This window comes from Rudaea sp. (assembly GCF_047601565.1).
Taxonomy (GTDB): domain Bacteria; phylum Pseudomonadota; class Gammaproteobacteria; order Xanthomonadales; family Rhodanobacteraceae; genus Rudaea.
The window spans coordinates 293,442-312,669 of record NZ_JASGIY010000001.1 but is presented as its reverse complement, the minus strand read 5'-3'; the positions used below and the strand labels follow the sequence as shown (position 1 = coordinate 312,669).

General features: G+C 66.0%; 17 protein-coding genes. 5 read left to right on the top strand and 12 right to left on the bottom strand.

The window, feature by feature from the left end:
* Window positions 1-45: 45 nt before the first annotated feature.
* The 5 genes from QM741_RS01365 to tsaB all read left to right on the top strand — a co-directional run bounded on the left by QM741_RS01365 (window position 46) and on the right by tsaB (window position 4,821).
* Window positions 46-570, top strand: a complete 525-nt coding sequence (locus QM741_RS01365; RefSeq protein ID WP_415205965.1) for a tetratricopeptide repeat protein — start codon at window positions 46-48, stop codon at window positions 568-570.
* Window positions 571-1,105: 535 nt separating this feature from the next.
* On the top strand, window positions 1,106-3,037 hold the full coding sequence (locus QM741_RS01360; protein ID WP_415205964.1) for an ATP-dependent DNA helicase: 1,932 nt from the start codon (window positions 1,106-1,108) through the stop codon (window positions 3,035-3,037).
* A complete protein-coding gene (locus QM741_RS01355) occupies window positions 3,034-3,849 on the top strand; it encodes an aminotransferase class IV family protein (RefSeq protein WP_415205963.1) in 816 nt (271 codons plus the stop codon). Before QM741_RS01360 ends, QM741_RS01355 begins: the two co-directional genes overlap by 4 nt.
* A 125-nt stretch (window positions 3,850-3,974) precedes the next feature.
* The gene (locus tag QM741_RS01350) at window positions 3,975-4,094 is read left to right on the top strand and encodes an inner membrane CreD family protein (protein ID WP_415205962.1); all 120 of its coding nucleotides are present in this window, start codon (window positions 3,975-3,977) and stop codon (window positions 4,092-4,094) included.
* Window positions 4,095-4,104: 10 nt separating this feature from the next.
* Window positions 4,105-4,821, top strand: a complete 717-nt coding sequence (gene tsaB, locus QM741_RS01345; protein ID WP_415205961.1) for a tRNA (adenosine(37)-N6)-threonylcarbamoyltransferase complex dimerization subunit type 1 TsaB — start codon at window positions 4,105-4,107, stop codon at window positions 4,819-4,821.
* A gap of 10 nt (window positions 4,822-4,831) precedes the next feature.
* Here tsaB and QM741_RS01340 read toward each other — a convergent pair whose 3' ends face one another.
* The 12 genes from QM741_RS01340 to QM741_RS01285 all read right to left on the bottom strand — a co-directional run bounded on the left by QM741_RS01340 (window position 4,832) and on the right by QM741_RS01285 (window position 19,226).
* Entirely contained in the window at window positions 4,832-6,244 is a 1,413-nt protein-coding gene (locus QM741_RS01340) for an MBOAT family O-acyltransferase (protein ID WP_415205960.1), read from the bottom strand.
* A gap of 5 nt (window positions 6,245-6,249) precedes the next feature.
* Window positions 6,250-7,344 carry a hypothetical protein gene (locus tag QM741_RS01335; RefSeq protein ID WP_415205959.1) on the bottom strand — a complete coding sequence of 365 codons (1,095 nt, stop codon included), beginning with the start codon at window positions 7,342-7,344 and terminating at the stop codon, window positions 6,250-6,252.
* A 122-nt stretch (window positions 7,345-7,466) separates the two neighbouring features.
* Window positions 7,467-9,554, bottom strand: coding sequence for a hypothetical protein (locus QM741_RS01330; protein ID WP_415205958.1), 2,088 nt, complete (start codon window positions 9,552-9,554; stop codon window positions 7,467-7,469).
* Window positions 9,555-9,570: 16 nt separating this feature from the next.
* Window positions 9,571-10,278 (bottom strand): TVP38/TMEM64 family protein, encoded by a 708-nt coding sequence (locus QM741_RS01325; RefSeq protein WP_415205957.1) that lies wholly within the window; start codon window positions 10,276-10,278, stop codon window positions 9,571-9,573.
* 178 nt (window positions 10,279-10,456) lie between these two features.
* Entirely contained in the window at window positions 10,457-12,196 is a 1,740-nt protein-coding gene (ptsP, locus tag QM741_RS01320) for a phosphoenolpyruvate--protein phosphotransferase (protein WP_415205956.1), read from the bottom strand.
* Window positions 12,193-12,462 carry an HPr family phosphocarrier protein gene (locus tag QM741_RS01315; protein ID WP_415205955.1) on the bottom strand — a complete coding sequence of 90 codons (270 nt, stop codon included), beginning with the start codon at window positions 12,460-12,462 and terminating at the stop codon, window positions 12,193-12,195. The genes ptsP and QM741_RS01315 overlap by 4 nt, the downstream gene beginning before the upstream one ends.
* A 17-nt stretch (window positions 12,463-12,479) precedes the next feature.
* On the bottom strand, window positions 12,480-12,866 hold the full coding sequence (locus QM741_RS01310) for a PTS sugar transporter subunit IIA (RefSeq protein ID WP_415205954.1): 387 nt from the start codon (window positions 12,864-12,866) through the stop codon (window positions 12,480-12,482).
* Entirely contained in the window at window positions 12,866-13,762 is an 897-nt protein-coding gene (gene rapZ, locus QM741_RS01305) for an RNase adapter RapZ (protein ID WP_415205953.1), read from the bottom strand. The genes QM741_RS01310 and rapZ overlap by 1 nt, the downstream gene beginning before the upstream one ends.
* 5 nt (window positions 13,763-13,767) lie before the next feature.
* Complete coding sequence (gene hprK / locus QM741_RS01300; RefSeq protein WP_415205952.1) at window positions 13,768-14,721, bottom strand: HPr(Ser) kinase/phosphatase; 954 nt, start codon at window positions 14,719-14,721, stop codon at window positions 13,768-13,770.
* A 1,100-nt stretch (window positions 14,722-15,821) separates the two neighbouring features.
* Window positions 15,822-16,148, bottom strand: coding sequence for a ribosome hibernation-promoting factor, HPF/YfiA family (gene hpf / locus QM741_RS01295; RefSeq protein ID WP_415205951.1), 327 nt, complete (start codon window positions 16,146-16,148; stop codon window positions 15,822-15,824).
* A gap of 122 nt (window positions 16,149-16,270) precedes the next feature.
* Entirely contained in the window at window positions 16,271-17,758 is a 1,488-nt protein-coding gene (locus tag QM741_RS01290; RefSeq protein WP_415209053.1) for an RNA polymerase factor sigma-54, read from the bottom strand.
* A gap of 106 nt (window positions 17,759-17,864) precedes the next feature.
* Window positions 17,865-19,226, bottom strand: a complete 1,362-nt coding sequence (locus QM741_RS01285) for an ATP-binding protein (protein WP_415205950.1) — start codon at window positions 19,224-19,226, stop codon at window positions 17,865-17,867.
* Window positions 19,227-19,228 lie beyond the last annotated feature (2 nt).

The following is a 19,228-nucleotide window of genomic DNA, read 5'->3' as shown; positions in this document are numbered from 1 at the left end:
CCAACCCCTCTCCCGGAGGGAGAGGGGTTAAAGCAAGGTATAAAAATGAAATTTTTCCAATTTCCCATTCTTGCCGTCGCTGCCGGCGCGCTGCTTTCCGCCTGTTCCCAGCCCTCACCGCCGGCCAAGGCCGCGGCCAAGCCCGACCGCGATCCGGCCGCCGCGGTCGCCGCGATCCGCGCCGCGGGCAGTCAACTCGAATCCGCGGTCGAGGTGAAACCGCTGCGCGATCCGGCCGTGGACGGCCTGATCAAGCAGGCGCGCGACCTCGAAGCGCAGGCGCAACCCGCGCCGGCGCTCGACGCCGTGCGCCGCGCCGAGAAGATCGCGGGACCCGCGCCGGACATCCTGCAATTCGAAGCGGAACTGCTGATCGAATCGCGCGAGTGGCGCGAGGCCGGCGAGGTGGCGCAGCGCGCCTACGATTCCGGCCCGAAAGTGGGCGCGATCTGCGCGCGCAACCAGCAGACCCTCGTCGAAGCGCGCAGCGCGCTCGGCGACGCCGCCGGTGCCGAACAGGCGCGCGCCCAGGTCGTCGCGTGCAAGCTGGCGGCGCCGGCGCGCTATTGACGTTGGCGCTGCACTTGGCTTTCGCTCTTTGTTTCTGCTCGTCATTCCCGCGCGCTTTTGGCGGGAATCCAGTGTCTTCGACTTTTTTAAGAGTCGGAGCTTCCGCTCGTCCTGCGGACGAGCGGGTTACTTTCTTTGCTCGTGCAAAGAAAGGTAACCAAAGAAACACGCCCCAGAGCATTGCGCCTTTCGGGCATCCTGCCCGAAAGGTCCGCGTCAGCAGCCGGGCTTCGCTGACTGCACGTCCCTGTGCAGGCAGCGAAGTCGGCGCGATCCCTCGCGCCGCCCCTGCGGGCGTTTCCGTCCGCTGCCGCCGCAATGCAATGGGGACCCGGAAAAGCCAGAGCAGCGCGCTCCTGCGCGCAGAAGCAAAAGCCTCGCACGCCACGGCTTTTGATCTGGCTGGTGATTTTGGGGTCCCCGTTTGCCGTGGCGAATGGACGCGGCTGGAAAGAGCAAAAGGCTCAAAAGAGAAGTCACTGGATTCCCGCCAGAAGCACGCGGGAATGACGAGCAAAGGCGGGAACACGCGCGCATGAGCGCCAACAATCAAAGCGCCCGCGAGCTGCTCGGCCCCGACGGCCCGTTCGCGCACGAAGTGCCGAACTTCGCGCCGCGCGAATCGCAGCGGGCGATGGCCGAAGCCGTCGAGGAAGCGATCGCCGACCGCGAGACATTGATTGCCGAAGCCGGTACCGGCACGGGCAAGACGTTCGCCTATCTCGTGCCCGCCCTGCGTTCGGGCAAGCGCGTGATCGTGTCGACCGGAACGAAGACGCTGCAGGATCAGCTCTTCCATCGCGACCTGCCGCGCGTGCGCGCGACCATCGGCGCGCGCCTGAAGACGAGCCTGCTCAAGGGGCGCGCGAACTATCTGTGCCTGTACCGCATGGACCAGGTCGGCCGCGACGGCCGGCTCGCCTCGCGCGAGCAGGTGGCGCACCTGCAGGCGATTCGCGCGTGGTCGAAGCGCACCGCTTCGGGCGACCGCGGCGAGTTCGCCGAAGTGCCCGAGGATTCGCCGCTATGGCCGCGCGTGACCTCGACCGCGGAGAACTGCCTCGGCGCCGACTGCCCGATGTTCGGCGACTGCTTCGTGGTCAAGGCGCGGCGCGCGGCGCAGGAAGCCGATCTCGTCGTCGTCAACCATCATCTTCTGTTCGCCGACCTCGCGATCAAGCAGGAAGGCTTCGGCGAGATCCTGCCCGGCGCGCAGGCGTTCATCCTCGACGAGGCGCATCAGATTCCCGAACTCGCCGGCGCGTTCTTCTCGACCAGCGTCACTTCGCGCCAGATCACCGAACTCGCGCAGGACGCGCTGGCCGAATGCGCGAACGTCAGCGGCGCGCTGGCGACGCTGCGCGAGCCGATCGAAGCGGTCGCGCCGGCGTTGCGTCGTGCGCGCCTCGCACTCGACAAGCTGCCGCCGAAGGGCGCGTTCGCGCAGATCGAGAACGACGGCATCGCGCAGGGCGAACTGCACGAATTGCAGGGAACGTTGCGCAAGCTGACCGATGCACTGGCGCCGCACGCGGAACGCGCGCGAGGCATGGACTCGGTGCACCAGCGCGGCGAAGCGCTGTGCCAGCGCCTGCACGCCGTGCTCGACGGCGGCGCGCACGACGCGGTGCACTGGTACGAACTGTCGCAGCAGGGGTTTTCGCTGCATGCCACACCGCTCGATCTCGCGCCACCGATGCGCGCGCTGCGCGATGCCTCGCACGCGAGCTGGATCTTCACCTCGGCGACGCTATCGGTCGCCGGCGACTTCCAGCACTTCGCGCGCCAGCTCGGGCTCGACGATCCCGTGCGCCTGAGCTTGGAAAGTCCGTTCGACTACGCGCGCCAGGCGCTGGCCTACGTGCCGCGCGGACTGCCCGACCCGAACGCGCCCGACTACACCGAGCGCATGGTCGCCGCCGCGCGGCCCGTCGTCGACGCGGTGGGCGGACGCACGTTCCTGTTGTTCACTTCGCATCGCGCGCTGCGCCGCGCGGCCGAATTGCTGGCCGATTCCCCCTTTCCGCTTTTCATCCAGGGCACCGCGCCGCGGCACCAGTTGCTCACCGGGTTCCGCGAGTCGGGCAACGGCGTGCTGCTCGGCGCGGCGAGTTTCTGGGAAGGCGTCGACGTGGCCGGCGAAGCGCTGAGCTGCGTCGTCATCGACAAACTGCCGTTCGCCGCGCCCGACGACCCGGTGCTCGTCGCGCGCCTCAACGCGCTGCGCGAGAGCGGCGCGAATCCGTTCTTCGACTGGCAGGTGCCGGCCGCGGTGATCGCGCTCAAGCAGGGCGCGGGGCGGCTGATCCGCGACGTCGCCGATCGCGGCGTGCTGATGCTCTGCGATCCGCGTTTGACGACGAAGGCCTACGGCAAACTGTTCCTGCGCAGCCTGCCGCCGATGCCGCTGACGCGCGAACTGGGCGACGTGTGGAAATTCTTCGACATTGCGGCGGTTCCCGCATGAACGCCACCGCTCTCCCGCGCATGCAATTGAACGGCGCGCCGGCGGGCGCGGACGACCTGCGCCATCTCGTGCAGACCAATTACGGCCATTTCACCGCGCTGCGCGTGGAGCAGGGCGGCGTGCGCGGCCTCGACTTGCATCTGGATCGTCTGCAACACGCCACGCGCGCATTGTTCGGCAGCGAACTCGAGCGCGAGCGCGTGCGCGGCTATCTGCGTCATGCGGTCGCGGGCGACGTGAGCGAGCTGTCCGCGCGCGTCAACGTGTTCGCGCACGCGCTCGACCGCGAGCGTCTCGACCGGTCGGTCGCGGTCGACGTGCTCGTGACCGTTGCGCCCGTATCGACTCGTGCGACGGCGCCGCTGCGGGTGAAATCGTTCCGCTACGCGCGCGACCTTCCGGCGATCAAGCATGTCGGCACGTTTGCGCTGTTCCATCATCGCCACCTCGCGCAACAGGCGGGCTTCGACGACGCGCTGTTCGTCGACGAAGACGGCCGCATCAGCGAAGGCTCGATCTGGAACGTCGGCTTCGTCGATCGCGACGGCGCCGTCGTCTGGCCCGACGCGCCGCAACTCGACGGCGTCGGCATGCAGTTGCTCAAGGCCGGTCTCGCGCGCGAAGGCATCGCCGGCGCGACACGGCCGATTCGTCTGTCCGGGCTTGCCGCGTTTCGCGCCGCGTTCTTCACGAACGCGAGCGTGCCCGTGCGCGCGATCGCCTCGATCGACGGGCAGACATTCGCGCACGACGACGCGATGCTGGAAACGCTGGCGCGTTGCTACGCGGCGAATACGCCGCAGCCGTTGTAGGCCGGCAAGCGGCTGGCGGGACCGCCGCACTGCGGCCAGTGTTTGCCCGCGAATCGCCCGCATTGCACCACTCGCCGGCCCACGCGCGGCGTTGCAATATTGTCGAATCCAGATGGGGACGGACCGTGGCGTTGCATTTTTCGCAATCGGTCTGCCCGATGGGCGCGTTCGCGCTGCTCGCGGTAGTCGCGGCACTGATGTATCTGACGCGCAAAGTGGATTGGTATACTTATGCCGGTGCTTGATCTCCCTTCCATGAACATTCTCGCCATCGATACCGCCACCGAAGCCTGCTCGGCCGCGCTCGCCGCCGGCGGCGCGATCATCGAACGCAGCGAACTGGCGCCGCGCCGGCATGCGGAACTGATCCTGCCGATGATCGAATCGCTGCTCGCGGAAGCGGGAATCGCACGCCGCGACCTCGACGGCATCGCCGTCGGGCGCGGGCCGGGCGCATTCACGGGCGTGCGCCTGGCGATCTCGGTCGCGCAGGGTCTGGCGCTCGGCCTCGGCGTGCCCGTGGTGCCGGTGTCGTCGCTGGCCGCGCTCGCGATCGATGCGCCGGACGGCGCCGCGCATCGCGACGACGTCATTCTCGCCGTCATCGACGCGCGCATGGGCGAGATCTATGCGGGCGCGTTTCGGCGCACACGGGACATGCTCGTCGAGGCGATTTCGGACGAAACCGTCGGCCCGGCGGAAAAGTGGAATTTGCCGCAAAGTACACTCGCGGGCGGTTCGCGCTGGAGCATCGTCGGCAGCGGTTGGGATGCGTACCGCGATGCGCTTCGCGCACGCCTCTGCACTCCGCCCGCGTTCGCCGACGGCGCGCGCTACCCGCAGGCGCGCGCCGTGCTGCGCCTTGCCGCGCCGCGTTTCGCGCAGGGCGGCGGCGTGGCGCCCGAGGCGGCGCTGCCGGTCTACCTGCGCGACAAGGTGGCGCTGACGCTGGACGAGCAGCGCGCGCGCTGAGCGGCAGAATTCAGAACTGGAAATAGACGAACGGAATTTGCGCGTCGACCTGGCCGAACAACTCGAGTGCGATCACGGCGACGACCGTGACCGCGACGACCACGGCGAAGCCGGCGCGTTCGACCAGCCAGTCCTGGACGCGGCGGCGCGCGTCGAGCAGGCATAACGCCAGCGTCGCCAGCGGAATGGCGACGATCGCCGGGTGGGCGCGGGCGAGCGCGGTGTCGGGTGCGTCGAACAGCGCCTGCAACGTATGCCAGGTCGTGGCGAAGTCGGGGGCGCGGAACGGAATCCAGCCGACGGTCACGAGCAGGAAGGTCAGCGCGATCCAGAACGGTTTCAACGCGGCGCGATCGACCGTATCCGCGACCCCGCAAGCCGCCACGAGCTTGCGCCAGTAGCGATGCAGCACCAGCAGCGCGCCGTGGTACAGCCCCCACGCGGCGAAATTCCAGCTCGCGCCGTGCCACAGGCCGCCCAGGCCCATGACGATGAGCAGGTTGACGCTGGTGCGCAGTTCGCCGCGGCGGTTGCCGCCGAGCGGGATGTAGAGATAGTCGCGCAGCCAGGTCGACAGCGAGATGTGCCAGCGCCGCCAGAAGTCGGCGATGTCGGCGGCGAGATAGGGTCGTTCGAAATTCGACGGAAAGCGGAAGCCGAGCAGCCGCGCGCAGCCGCGCGCGATGTCGGTGTAGCCGGAGAAGTCGAAGTAGATCTGCATCGAGAACGCCAGCACGCCGATCCAGGCGGGCACGCTTGCGCCGTTCCATTGCGCGGCGTGGAAATACGCATCCGCGAGCGGTGCGTAGAAGTTCGACAGCGCGATCTTCTTGATCAGACCCTTCAGGATTTCGCGCAGGCCCCAGCGCGCATCCTCGTCGCCCAGCGCCAGCGGCTTGCCGGCCTGCGGAAAGAAATTCGTCGGGCGGATGATGGGTCCGGCGATCAGATGCGGGAAGAACGAAATGAACAACGCGAAGTCGAGCGCGCTGCGTTTCGCGGCGAGATCGCGCCGGTAGACGTCGACGGCGTAGGCGATGCCCTCGAACGTGAAGAAGCTGATGCCGACCGGCAGCACGATGCGCAGCGTCAGCGTTTGCGGGTCGAGATGCAGCAACGCGGCCAGCGTATCGGCGAAGAAGTTGAAGTACTTGAAGAACCCGAGCGTGACGAGATTGAAGACGATGGCGGCGACGAGCGCGCGCTTGCGCGATGCCTGCGCGCCGCGGTCGATCCACAGGCCGAGGCCCCAGTTCGCCAGCGTCGAGGCGCCCAGCAGGAAGACGAAGCGTACGTCCCAGCAGGCATAGAACGCGTAGCTGGCGACGACGAGCAGCCCTTTGCCCGCGCGCGGACGCAATGCAGCGAGCAGCAGCAGGACGGCGGCGAAGAACAGCCAGTAGGAGAGGGTGTCGAACAGCATCCGAATCAGTGAACGAGAGGCGCGATCTTCCGCGCGAGCAGGGCCGAGAACGCCTCGCGGCCGGCGTGGTTCATGTGCAGCGTGTCGAAGAAGAATTGTGGCTTCTCGAACTGCACGAACGCATCGCCGGGCAGCAGGTCGATGCTTCCCGCGCGCGCCAGTTCGAGCAAGGCGCGGTTGGGTTGCGGCGGCGCAACGAGCGATCCGTGCCAGGGACCGCGCGGGATATTGAAAACGATCACCGGAATGCCATGGGCGCGATAGCGCGCCGCGATGCGGCCGACCCATTCGCGCTCGTAATCGATGTTCGCCTCGATCGTGGCCGGGTCCACGGGCGTGCGCAGGTCGCTGAAATACGATTCGAGTTTGGGCTTGAGCGTAGCCGCGTCGGTGCCCCAATCGTTCGGCATTCCCGTGGCGGCGTCGATCGGCAAGTCTGGCAAGGCTTCCTTGTGGCCTTCGTATTTGTTCAAGACGTCTATCCAGATGGGGCGCGTGTCGTGGATTTCGTCGAGCCGTTTGGTCGGTTGGGCGACGAAATCGAGCACATCCAGCCGTATCGCCTGCAACGGCAGCAGGATGGCGCGTCGCGCGCGTTCGCGTTCGTCCGCGTCGTGGAACGAGGCGGGATAGTCGAAGAAATCCGTCAGGCGCAGCAGCGGTGTCAGGTGGGAAGTGTCGAGCGGACTGTCCGCGAACGATCCACCCCAGGTGGGACCGTAATCGACCATCAGGACGATGGCGGCGTATCGATTGACGGCGCGATCGATTTTGCGCAGCAGATAGTTCCAGACGCGCGGCGACGTGCCGGGGATCGCTGCGTTGACGAAATGCAGGTCGCCGTTGCCGAGCGCGGCATCGGCAGTCGGCGCGGAAAGCCCTTCGGCGACGCGCGAGTCGCCGAGCACCAGAACGTTTCTGCGCGACGGGTCGGTGTAATGGCGGATCGCAAGGACATTGCTGACGGTCGCCCCGGCCGTCGAATCCATTTCCATCCACGGCGCATACCAGCCGCTGCGGAACACCACCGCATCGATGAGGACGAGAATCAGGGCGACCGCTGCCACGAGCTTGAGCAGCGCTGAGAGACGGGCGAGCATGGGCGCAGTTTTACCACATGAAGTTTGCGCGCATCGTCATGTCGCCGGAGTCGTCGTCGAAGACGTGGATCGTCGCAGGCCATGCGGGGCGGCAATCGGCGACGACCCGCGCGATGGTCCGGCTATTGTCGTTCAAGGGCATCTTTGGTCGAGGTCGAGAAATATACCGAAGACAGTTTCATTGAAAGTTCGCGCGAGTCCTGTGACGAAGAAAAGCGGTTCGGTACGAACGAGCTGTCCGAAGAGATGTTGATATGCGTCAGGTCCGGATGAGATGCAGGCGCTGGAAGATCGTGTGTGGGTATGTCAATGGTAAACGCGCCGTCGGCCTCGATCGTCTTCGTGGCCACCGGCACGTCATCGACCTTGACCGTGAGGGTCGCGGGCGAACTCTTTCCGGCTTGGGCATAGGTGTTCTGCGGAAACGATCCCTGGACGATCAGGCGCGACGCATCGGCGGGCCTGCGCAATATCAGCGAGACGTCCGGCCCGCACCAGCTCGACTGGTGGTGCTTCGGGCCATCGGGCGACCAGCAGCCTGCAAGCATCAGCGGCACGTCGTTCGCATGCAGGGCATTCACGTCGATGCCGCTGCTTGGCCAAATGTCGCGACCGACGCCGAGGAACCGGCTGATGGAGCCGTATGCATTCTCGGCCGACGCATCGTCTTGCGCTTCCTGCACGGCGGAAAGCAGTGGTTCCCGGCTTGCCGCGCTCATCGAAGACGTCGCGTTCAACAGGTAGGGATGCGCAAGCAGGACCCGCGGCGAAAAAACATTCAGGCGACGGTCCTCAAGCAGGCGCAGCAAGCTTTCCCTCTTTTCGGGCGGCCAGCCGCAGATGGAAAGTTGCATGCTGCAATTGCCGAGCAGCCGGGCATCGTCGGGATGGGCGGCGAGTCGATAGATATCCCGTGCCAGGTTCTGGAAGTAGAGCTGCTTGTAGGGGACGACGCGCCAGGCGGCGATGGAGATGGGGATTTGCAGCAGCACGAGACCCAGGCAGGCGATCGTTCCCCAGCGCACGAGCCGGTGCTTCTGCGCACCGGGGCTGCTGTTCATCGCCGACCCCACCCACATCAGGATGAGTGCCACCAGTTCGAATTGGTACTGGCGCACGTATCGGTCCTGCTGGAAATAATCCGCACCGAATGCCGAAACGCGATAAACGAGTATTCCCGCAATCCAGCCGTAGGCCACGAGCATCAGGCAAACGGCGACGAAAATCGGCAGGTTCCATTCGCGACGCAAGGCCCTCAGCCAGAACCAGCCATGGAGAAACAGCATGACGCCGAAGAAGGCATATTCGATGATCTCGAAAGCGCGGTCGTGGATGCCCGGCAGGAACGGTCGCGAGGCGATGGACCAGGCCAAGGGAGTGATGAGCCATTTGTACCACTCGCCGTGCCGGACCTGATCGAACAGGGCACGCAACTTGTCGGGCAGCGGCGTATCCGGCGCGCCGCCAACCAGCGGCGCATGGGAATAACCGATCCGCATGACCAGCATGCAGACGAGGACGACGGCGACGATGCGCAGCAAAACGCCCTTTTCCGTGGGCTTGCGAGCCAGCACGTAAAACGCGATCGCCGTCAGTGTGGCCGCAACGCCGATCATGGCATTGTCGTCGCTGACGAATCCGAGAATGAGCGTCACGACGGCGAGAAGCAGGTATTTCTTATCGCGGTAGGCGCGCCAGACCGACCACATGAACACGGGCAGGGGCAGGTAGCTGGAATACTGCGCCGAGTTCAACGGCCACGCCCAGACCTCGGTGGCGTTGAGGGAAAACAGGATGGCGGCGATGGTGACCCATGCAAGCTGGCGGCTCTGCCCGGCATCGTTGCCGCCTTCCGAAAAAATCAGGAAACGGAAAATCAGCACGCAACCGAGCACGACCGAAACCCCGACGAGCGCCTCGATCGAAATATCCAGATCGAACCCGCGCAGGCACCACAGCAGGACCATCTTGATGAACGGCTCCGAATGATCCGAGGCGATGCGTTTCACGAAGAAGTCCGCAAAATGCAGATTGCCGTCGATTCCTTTGCGGACGAATACGTCGAGAAAGTACCAGTCGTCCGCCATCAGAACCGGATTGACGCAATGAACGACGAAGGCCAGTACGTTGCAGAAAACGACCAGAAAAACAGCCCGCGCGGCGAGCTTGGGCATGTCCACGCGCGTGCCATTCGTGCCAATCGACTTCATTCCAACTCCCAATCGGCTACGGATGCAACGAGAGCGCCCGAGAGACGACGCGCTTCACGTACAGCGTCAGGAAGACGGTGGCCGCGATGCCTGCTCCGAGAATCGTCCATTGCAAATAACCGACGTCGATGGATCGGGTGCTCATGCTCTGTCGCGCGAACCAACCGATGCAGACATAGCCCAACAGCGCCGGCAGCGATGCGAGGGTACCGAGCATGTAATCGCGTGCCGTGATGGCGGACAGCCCCAACGCGTAGCTGGTGAGTGCGAACGGCATGATGGGAGACATGCGCAGCAGGCAGACGAATCGCCATCCTCCCTTGACCACTTCGTCGCCGATATGGCGAAGGCGTGCGCGCCGGATGAATAGCCGTTCGAATGCCTTCCGGAACAGGCTCCGGCTCACCAAGAAGGAAATCCAGGCTCCCGCCAGCGTTGCCAGCGCCGAAACGAGAAATCCGACGAGCAATCCGTAAATCGATCCGCTCACGATACCTATCAACGAAGCCGGCAGGAATCCAGTGAAAGCAATCAGCACCAGCAGCGCGACGACGACGAGGAAACCGCCTGTGCCTGCCCTTGAAGTGGAATCAAGGAAGTGCTCGATGCGATCCATCCCACCCGTGCCGAACGCGGTGTGCCCGGAAAGCAGCCCGGCCAGCAACAGCCCTGCCATGGTGCAGGCAATTACCGCAAGGCAGATGAGTTTGAAATTGCGGCCCATTACTCGAGCCCCTCGGGTATCAGGTCGCATGCGGAGCAGTCCGGGAAATGCTTTGGGTCCTTCGATTTTTCTGCTTTGCGCCTACGCTCGGAACGAACGATTGCTAAGTTGGAAACATTGCATGCCAGGGGATGGCGGAAAACATGCCCGGCAGCGTGTAAATTCCTGAAAGCAATTTTCATAGCAGATCAAATTGCGCCAGAACACGCTCGATGCCCGCGCGCGACTGTGCGCGCAGCAGGGCCTTGGCCGCGGCGCGCAGCGCCTTGTGGTTGCTGTGCGCAATTTTCTGGCGCACTTCGAGCAGCGAGGAGGGGTGCATCGAAAAATCGGTGAGGCCGAGCGCGAGCAGCAGCGCGGTGTAGCGCGTGTCGCCGGCCATTTCGCCGCAGAGCGCGACCGATTTCTTCGCGCGCTGGCCGGTGGCGATCGCCTGCGCGAGCAGCTTGAGCATGGCCGGATGCAACGGGTCGTGCAGCACGCCGAGCGCGTCGTTGCCGCGGTCGGCGGCGAGGATGTACTGGGTGAGATCGTTGGTGCCGATCGAGACGAAATCGAGATGGCGCAGCAGCGTGGACAATGCGATCGCGGCGGCGGGCACTTCGATCATCGCGCCGAACTCGTAATGGTCGGCGATCTCGTGGCCTTCGGTGCGCAACTCGCGTGCGCAATGCGCGGCGAGGGACTTCGCGGCGACGATTTCCTCTGCCGTCGTCACCATCGGCACGAGGATGCGCACGGGGCCGTAGCGGCTCGCGCGCAGGATCGCGCGCAATTGCGTCGCGAACAGATGCGGGCGCTTCATCGACAGGCGCACGCCGCGCACGCCGAGCGCGGGGTTGTCCTCGTCGGTCAGCGCGATGCCCGACGAGTCGGCCTTGTCGGCGCCGAGGTCGAGCGTGCGGATCGTCACCGGCAGGCCGCCCATGCCGAGCACGAGCTCGCGGTATGCGGCGAACTGTTCTTCCTCGCCCGGCGCGTCGCCGCGCTGCAGGAACAGGAATTCCGTGCGGTAGAGGCCGACGCCGCTGACGCCGAGCGCGTGCGCCTGGGCGATGTCGGCGGCCTGTTCCGCATTCGCGTAGAGGCGGATCTCGACCCCGTCGCGCGTCAGCGTGCGCGCGCCGCGCAGGCGCGAGAGTTCGTCGGCGCTGCGCGCCTGCTCGCGCTGGTAGTTGCGGTAGACCGTCAGGTCCTGCGCGGTGGGATGCACGACGACCTGGCCGCTGCGGCCGTCGACGAGGATCAGGTCGTCGTCGGAGATTTCCTTGAGCGCGTCGTGCACGCCGACCAGCATCGGCATGCGCATCGAGCGCGCGAGGATCGCGCTGTGCGAGAGCGGGCTGCCCGCGGTCGTGACCAGCGCGAGCACGCCGGCCTCGCGCATCTGCGCGAGTTCGGCCGGCGCCACGGTGTCGCTGACGAGGATCGTGCCGACGCGCGCGGCGATCTGGCGCTCGGCCGGGGTCTTGTCGCGCGTCAGTTCGCCCTGCACGCGGCCGATGACGTGGTCGACGTCCTCGCGCCGGCTGCGCAGGTAGGGGTCGTCGATCGCGTCGAACGCGGCGACGAGACGGTCGCGCTGCACCTTGAGCGCCGCGCTCGCGCGCAGGCGCGCGGTGCGGATCAGGTCGTAGAGGCCGTCGACGAGCTCGGGGTCGTCGAGGATCATGCTGTGCGCGTCGATGAACTCGCCGACCTCGTGCGACAGCGCGCCGTGCAGCTTGTCGCGCAGCGCGGCGAGTTCGGAGCGCGCCGCGGCGAGCGCGGAGGCGAGCTTGGCGACTTCGGCTTCGACTTCGTCGGCCGGCAGCGGGCGCTCGTCGACGCTGATCTGGTTGGGCTGGACGAGGCGCGCGCGGCCGAGCGCCATGCCTTTGGCGGCGGCGGTTCCGGGCAGGACGAGGCGGCCGCTCATGCGCCTTCGTCGAACTTGCGGTTGAACAGATCGACCATGGCGTCCATCGCCGCTTCCTCGTCGGCGCCGTCGGTGCGCAGCGTGATCAGGTTGCCGACGCCGGCCGCGAGCATCATCACGCCCATGATGCTCTTCGCGTTCACCTCGCGGCCCTTGAAAATCAGGAAAGCGTTGGCCTTGTAGCCCTGCAGCGATTGCACGAGCTTGGCCGAGGCGCGCGCATGCAGGCCGAGTTTGTTGCTGATGGTGATTTCGCGTTCGAGCATCCGTGATCCTTGCGCCTTCAGTCGATCTTGATTCCGGCCCGCCCGCCTTGTTCCGCGGTTTGCGCGAGTTCGGACAAGCTCTGTTCGGGATAGTTCAACACGCGCAACAGCATCGGCAGATTGAGGCCGGAAACGCGCTTGGTCGCCACGCCCGTCGGCGCGATGCGGTCGAGCACGTTGCTCGGCGTCGCGCCGAAAACGTCGGTGAGCACGAGCACGCCGCCGCCGGAGTCGAGCGCACGAATGCGCGAAGCGGTCGCCTCCATCGCGAAGTCGATGTCGGCGCCGGGCGGAATCGCGAGCGCGTCGACCTTGAGGCTGATCTTGCCGAGCAGGTGGCGCGAAGTTTCGATCAATGCGTCGCCCATGCTTTCGTGGGTGAGCAGGAGAACGCCTACTGCCATCATTCCAGTTCCCGGTGGAAGGTCAGCACCTGCTCGCGCGTCGCGCGGAAGTGTTCGGCGAGTTTCTCCGCAAGGTACACCGAGCGGTGGCGGCCGCCAGTGCAACCGATGCAGATCGTCACATAGGAGCGGTTGTCGGCCTCGAAGCGCGGCAGCCAGGTATCGAGGAAAGCGGTCACTTCCGCGAGGTATTGCGCCACTTCGGGCTTGGCCGCGAGCCATTCCTTCACCGCCGTGTCGCGCCCCGACAGCGGACGCACGCGCGCGTCCCAGTGCGGGTTGGGCAGGCAGCGCGCGTCGAAGACGAAATCCGCGTCGGCCGGCACGCCGCGCTTGTAGGCGAACGATTCGAACAGCAGCGACAGTTCGCCGCCGACCATGCCCAGTTCGGTCGCCATGAGGCGACGCAACTGGTGGACGTTGAGGTTGCCCGTGTCGATCACGCGGTTGGCGATCACCGAAACGGGCTTGAGGCGTTTGCGTTCAAGTGCGATCGCCTCGCTCAGCGACAGGCCGTCGCCGGTCAGCGGATGGCGGCGGCGCGTGTCCGAGTAGCGCTTGAACAACACCTCGTCGGGCGCGTCGAGGAAGATCAATTCGTATTCGATGCCCTGGCGCGCCAGTTCGGAAAGAACCGCCGGCACGCGCTGCAGATCCTCGCTGCGGTTGCGCACGTCGATGCCGACGGCGAGGCGCGGATGCAGACCCGGATCGCCGACGGTGGTCGCGGCGACGAACGCGGACATCAGCGCGGCCGGCAGGTTGTCGACGCAGTAGTAGTCGAGGTCTTCGAGCGCGCGCAGCGCGATCGTCTTGCCCGCACCCGACATGCCGCTGATCACGACGAGGCGCGATGCGGCATTGTGCGCTTTCTCCACTTTTTCGCCTGCGGTCATCGGGTTCACCACGGCGACTGGCGCAGCATCTGGTGCGCCTGGCGGTCGAGGAAGGTCTGCGCCGGATCGATGCCCTTGGTCTTGAGCATGTGGTTGCGCACGGCAGCCTCGACGAGCACGGCGAGGTTGCGGCCTGCGGCGACCGGAATCGTGGTCTGCGGCACCTTGGTGTCGAGGATTTCGCGGTAGCTGTTGTCGCCGTAAATGCGCTCCAGGCCGCCGTCGTCGCCATCGACTTTCTTCGTCGTGGCGAGGTGCACGATCAGGCGCAGGTATTTCGACGGCTTCACCGAGGTCTGGCCGAACATCTCGCGCACGTTGAGGATGCCGAGGCCGCGCACTTCGAGCAGGTCCTGCAGAATCTCCGGGCACGAGCCGTCGATCACGTCGGGCGCGATCTGGGTGAACTCGGGCGCGTCGTCGGCGATGAGGCGATGGCCGCGCGTGATCAGTTCGAGCGCGAGTTCGCTCTTGCCCGAACCCGACTCCCCCGTGATCAGCACGCCGATCGAATACACCTCCATGAGCACGCCGTGCAGCGTGACGCGGCGCGCAAGCAGCCGCGCGAGATGGTATTGCAGGTAGGTCAGCAACTCGTGGCCGCGCTTGGGGCTGAGCCAGATCGGCGTATTGCTCTCGTCCGCCGCAGTGAGCACGTCGGCGGGCACGTCCTGGCCCTTGGTCACGATCAGCGCCGTGGGCCGGAACGCGATGATGCGTTCGACCGCTTCCCAGCGCTCGCGCGCATCGAGATTGTTGAGCCAGTTCAGCTCTTCGCTGCCGATGATCTGGATCTTGTTCGGATAGATGATGTTGAGGTAGCCGGCGAGCGAGGGGCGCCGCGCCTGCTTTTCCGCCGGCGCGATCACGCGCTTCTCGCCCGCCTCGCCCGCGACCCAGCGCAGCGCAAGGCGCTCGGACACTTTGTCGAACAGTTCGCGGGCGGTGAGACGTTCCATGACGTGGGGAAGGGTTTCGCTGGCGCCATTCTGCCAGTTTCGCCGGGGGAGGTGTGTTTTCGCTCCTCTCGGCAGCTCGATCTTTTGCTCGTCATTCCCGCGAAGGCGGGACTGCGCAGGCAGGAAGCCGAAGCGAACATTCGCGCAGCGAATGGCCCGAAGGGCAAACTGCGGATGCAGTTTGTAATCTAGTTCCTGCTTTTGATCTTTGGTTTCTTGCGGGATCAAGAGCGAAGCTTCCACTCGCCCTACGGGCGAGCGTCTTCCTTTCTTTGCTCGTGCAAAGAAAGGAAGCAAAGAAACACGCCCCAGAGCATTGCGCCTTTCGGGCATCCTGCCCGAAAGGTCCGCGTCAGCGGCCGGGCTTCGCTGACTGCACGTCCCTGTGCAGGCAGCGAAGTCGGCGCGATCCCTCGCGCCGCCCCTGCGGGCTCTTCCGTCCGCTGCCGCCGCAATGCAATGGGGACCCGAAAGCCAGAGCAGCGCGCTCCTGCGCGCAGAAGCAAAATCAAAAGCACTCCACACGTCGAAGCTCTTGATCTGGCTCGTGATCTGGCTCGTGATCTTCGGGTCCCCGTTTGCCGCGGCGAGGGCAGGACGGAAACGCCCGCAGGGTCGCGCGCACGATGCGCGCGAGTTCGTTGTACGCACACGGACGTGCGTTCAACGAACCCCGGCCTGACCTCGCGGACTCGCAGCGTAGCTGCGAGCGCGGCATCCGGGGTGTGTTCTCTTTGGTTACTTTCTCTTGCACAAGCAAGAGAAAGTGACCCGCGCGCCGGACGCGCGCGGAAAGGCGAACGGATGCGGTCAGAACAGAATCAAGAGCCAGAGCAAAAGCTGGATTCCCGCTTTCGCTGGAATGACGAGCAAAGGCCAAGGTGCTGGATTACACGCGGCATTCCTGCCGCGTGCCCTTCGGGCCATTCGCTGCGCGAATGTTCGCTTCGGCATCCCTGCCTGCGCAGTCCGGCTTTCGCCGGAATGACGGCCAGCGAGAGCGCAACACAATGCGCCGCCGCCTCATCGCATCCGGCGGCAAACCATCGTCGACGGAGATTGGCAAAGCCGCGTTTTCCTGCGCGACCGGCACCGCTGCGTCAGCTCGCGTAGCGCGCTTCGCGTACGTCGTCGCGGCGATGGCTCTTGAGTTTTTCCTTGTGCTTCTTGACCTGACGGTCGAGCTTGTCGGCGAGGCCGTCGATCGCGGCGTAGAGGTCGGCCCCGTCGGCGTCGGCGTGGATGGTCTTGTTGGTGGCGCAGTGCACCGTGGCTTCCGCTTTCTGGAAGAGTTTTTCGACGGAGAGGACCACGACGGCGGCGTGCACCTGTTCGAAATGGCGGACGATGCGTCCGAGCTTCGATTCGGCGTAATCGCGCAGGGCGGGGGTGACGATGACTTGATGCCCACTGACGGTGATCTGCATGACGAAATCCTCAGGTGATGGAGTTTCACGACGCCCGTCGACGACGACGGGCCTGAATTCAGACCGATGCCATTAGTCGTTGGTTCCGCGTTGCCTCCGTTGTCCGTTGAATGCCGATCCGATCATAGCGCGGAGGCCGCCAGACACAAGCGTCCGCGTTCGGAAGAAGAAGGAATGTTCATACCCTCGCGATACTTTGCCACGGTGCGGCGCGCGACTTCGATGCCGCGGCGGTTCAGCTCGGCCGCGAGCGCCTGGTCGGACAGCGGCTTGCGCGGAATTTCCTCGTCGATCAGTTTCTTGATCATCGCCTGGATCGCCGTCGCCGAGGCCGCGCCGCCGTCGACCGTGCCGACGCCGGAGGAGAAGAAGAACTTGAATTCGAACGTGCCGCGCGGCGTATGCAGGTACTTGCGCGTGGTCATGCGCGAAACGGTGGACTCGTGCATGCCGATCTCGTCGGCGATGTCGCGCAGCACGAGCGGGCGCATCGCTTCGGGACCGAAGTCGAGGAACGCGCTCTGCGCGCGCACGATTGCGCTGGCGACCTTGAGCATCGTTTCGGCGCGCGTGGCCAGGCTCTTGATCAACCAACGCGCTTCCTGCAACTGGCCGCGCAGGTATTGCGCGTCGTCGCGCTGCGCGCGCGCGATCAGGCCGGAGTAGTGGCGGTTGATCGACAATTGCGGCTGGCAGTGCGGGCTCAGCGACACCGCCCAGCGTCCGTTCACGCGGCGCGCGTAGGCGTCGGGCGCGACGAATTCGGGCGGGGCGGAGTTGTACCTGGCGCCGGGCTTGGGATCGAGCGAGCGGATCAGGGCGATGGCGAGGTCGATCGTGGCGGCATCGACGTGCAGCTGCCGGGCCAGGCGCTCGCGATCGTTGCGCGCGAGCACGTCCAGATGGCCGGCGACGATTTCGCGCGCCGCGTTCAGTCCCGGCGTGGCGGGATCGAACGCATCGAGCTGTGCGCGCAGGCATTCGGCGAGGTTGCGGCTGGCGACCCCGATCGGATCGAAACACTGGATGCGGTGGCGCATCGCCTCGACCTCGGCGGCCGCGACGGCGTTGCCGCCCGGCGTGAGCGCTCCGGTCAGCGAGGCGCACAGCGATTCGGCGTCCTCGTGCAGGTAGCCGTCTTCGTCGACGGCTTCGATGATTGCGGTGCCGATCGCGCGATCGCGCAGCGACAGCGCGGTGAGGTTGAGCTGCCAGAGCAGGTGGTCGCGCAGGTCTTCGGGCTGGGCCTCCTGTTTTTCGAGGCCGTCGTCGTCGACCGGTTTCGGGTTGCCGTAGTCGCTGCCGTCGTCCTCGAAGTCGCCGGCGAGCTCGAAGTCGTCGACTTCGCGCGTGTCGTCGTCCGCGCCGGACGCTTCCGCGCGCTCGCCGTCGTCGTCGGCGCCTTCGGTTTCGGGGAATTCGGTTTCGCTCGCGAATTCGTCGTCGCCGTCGGACGCTTCCTCGAGTTCCAGCAGCGGATTGGATTCGATCACCTGGCGCAACTCGACCTCGAGCTCGATGCTCGACATCTGCAGTAGCTTGATCGCCTGCTGCAATTGCGGCGTCAGCGAAAGCTGCTGGTGCAGGCGGAGTTGTAGCGCGGGTTTCACGGCGAAAGGGCGCGGCACCGGGGTTGCGACGATTCAGCATAGCGCCAAATCAGGGGCGGGAGTCAATTTGCGCTGCGTGCTTTCGCGGCGAGCATGGATCGCATCGTCAGGCTGCCGTGGACAACGGCAGGCGGATCTCGATTTCCAGGCCGCCGCTGGCGACGTTGCTCGCGCGGATGCGGCCGCCCTGGCGCTCGATCGCGCGCTTGGCGATGGCCAAGCCGAGGCCGGAGCCGCCGCTCTTGCGCGCGCGCGCGTCGTCGGTGCGGTAGTACGGTTCGAAGATGCGCGCGAGGTCGGATCCGTCCACGCCGGGTCCCGCATCGGCGACGCGCAGCCGCGCCTCGCGTTCGACGCGGTCGAGGCGGATGCGTATGGTCGAATCGGCGCGCGTGTAGTTGACCGCGTTGCGCACGACGTTCTCGATCGCGCTGCCGAGCAGGTCGGCCTCGGCCTGTACCGTGAGCGGCGCGTTCTGCTGGATCAGCAGGGAGCAATTGCGCGCCTGCGCCTCGAACGCCGCGTCGGCGACGATGTCGGCGACGAGCGCATCGAGCGCGACCGCGTCCGCCTTGAGCGGCGGCGCCGTTTCCATGCGCGAGAGCTGGATCGCCTGTGCGATCATCTCCTCGAGCCGTTCGGACTCGCGCTCGATGCGGTCGAGCTGCAGCTTGGCGTCGCCGCCGGGCACTTGCGCGCGCGCGAGTTCGAGCGCGACGCGCTGGCGCGCGAGCGGCGAGCGCATCTCGTGCGAAACGTCGCGGATCAGGCGGCGCTGGCCTTCGACGAGTTCCTTCAGGCGCGCGGCCATGCCGTCGAACTCGTTGGCCAGCGCGAGCATTTCCGCGCTGCGCCCGAACTTGAGCGCGCCGACGCGCGCGTCGAGGTCGCCGCCGGCGACGCGCCGCGCGCCGGCGCGGATGCGAGACAGCGGCGCGGCGATGTAGGCGGCGAGGATCAGCGAGAACAGCGCGCTGATGATGCTGGCGATGACGACCTGATCCCAGAAATAGGTCGGGCGCCGGTTGAGCATGCGCAGCATCGCCGAATGCAGGTAGGCGGCGACGGCGGTGTAGCGCTGGTCGTCGGGCAGCGAGATCGTGCGCATGCGTGCGCGGCGCGAATGCAGGCCCTGCTCGTCGGCGATCGCGCCGGCGATTTCCTCGGCGATGCCGGGCGCGATCTTCTTGCCGAGGATGTCGCGGTTGTCCGCGTCGAGCACGTACAGGGTGATGCCGCGGTCCTTCGCGCCGCGTTCCACCTCGCGCAGCGCTGCGAGGCCGCCGTCGTGCAGCGCACGGGCTGCGCCGCGCAACTGGTCGTTGAGCACCGATTCCATGCGCGTGATGCCGAGGCCGGGGATCTGCTCGTTCTCGAACGTGTACGAGGTGCTCCAGGCGATCGTGAGGATCAGCACGAGGGTGCCGGTCCAGAACAGGGCGAAGATGCGCCAGAACAGACGCCGCACGG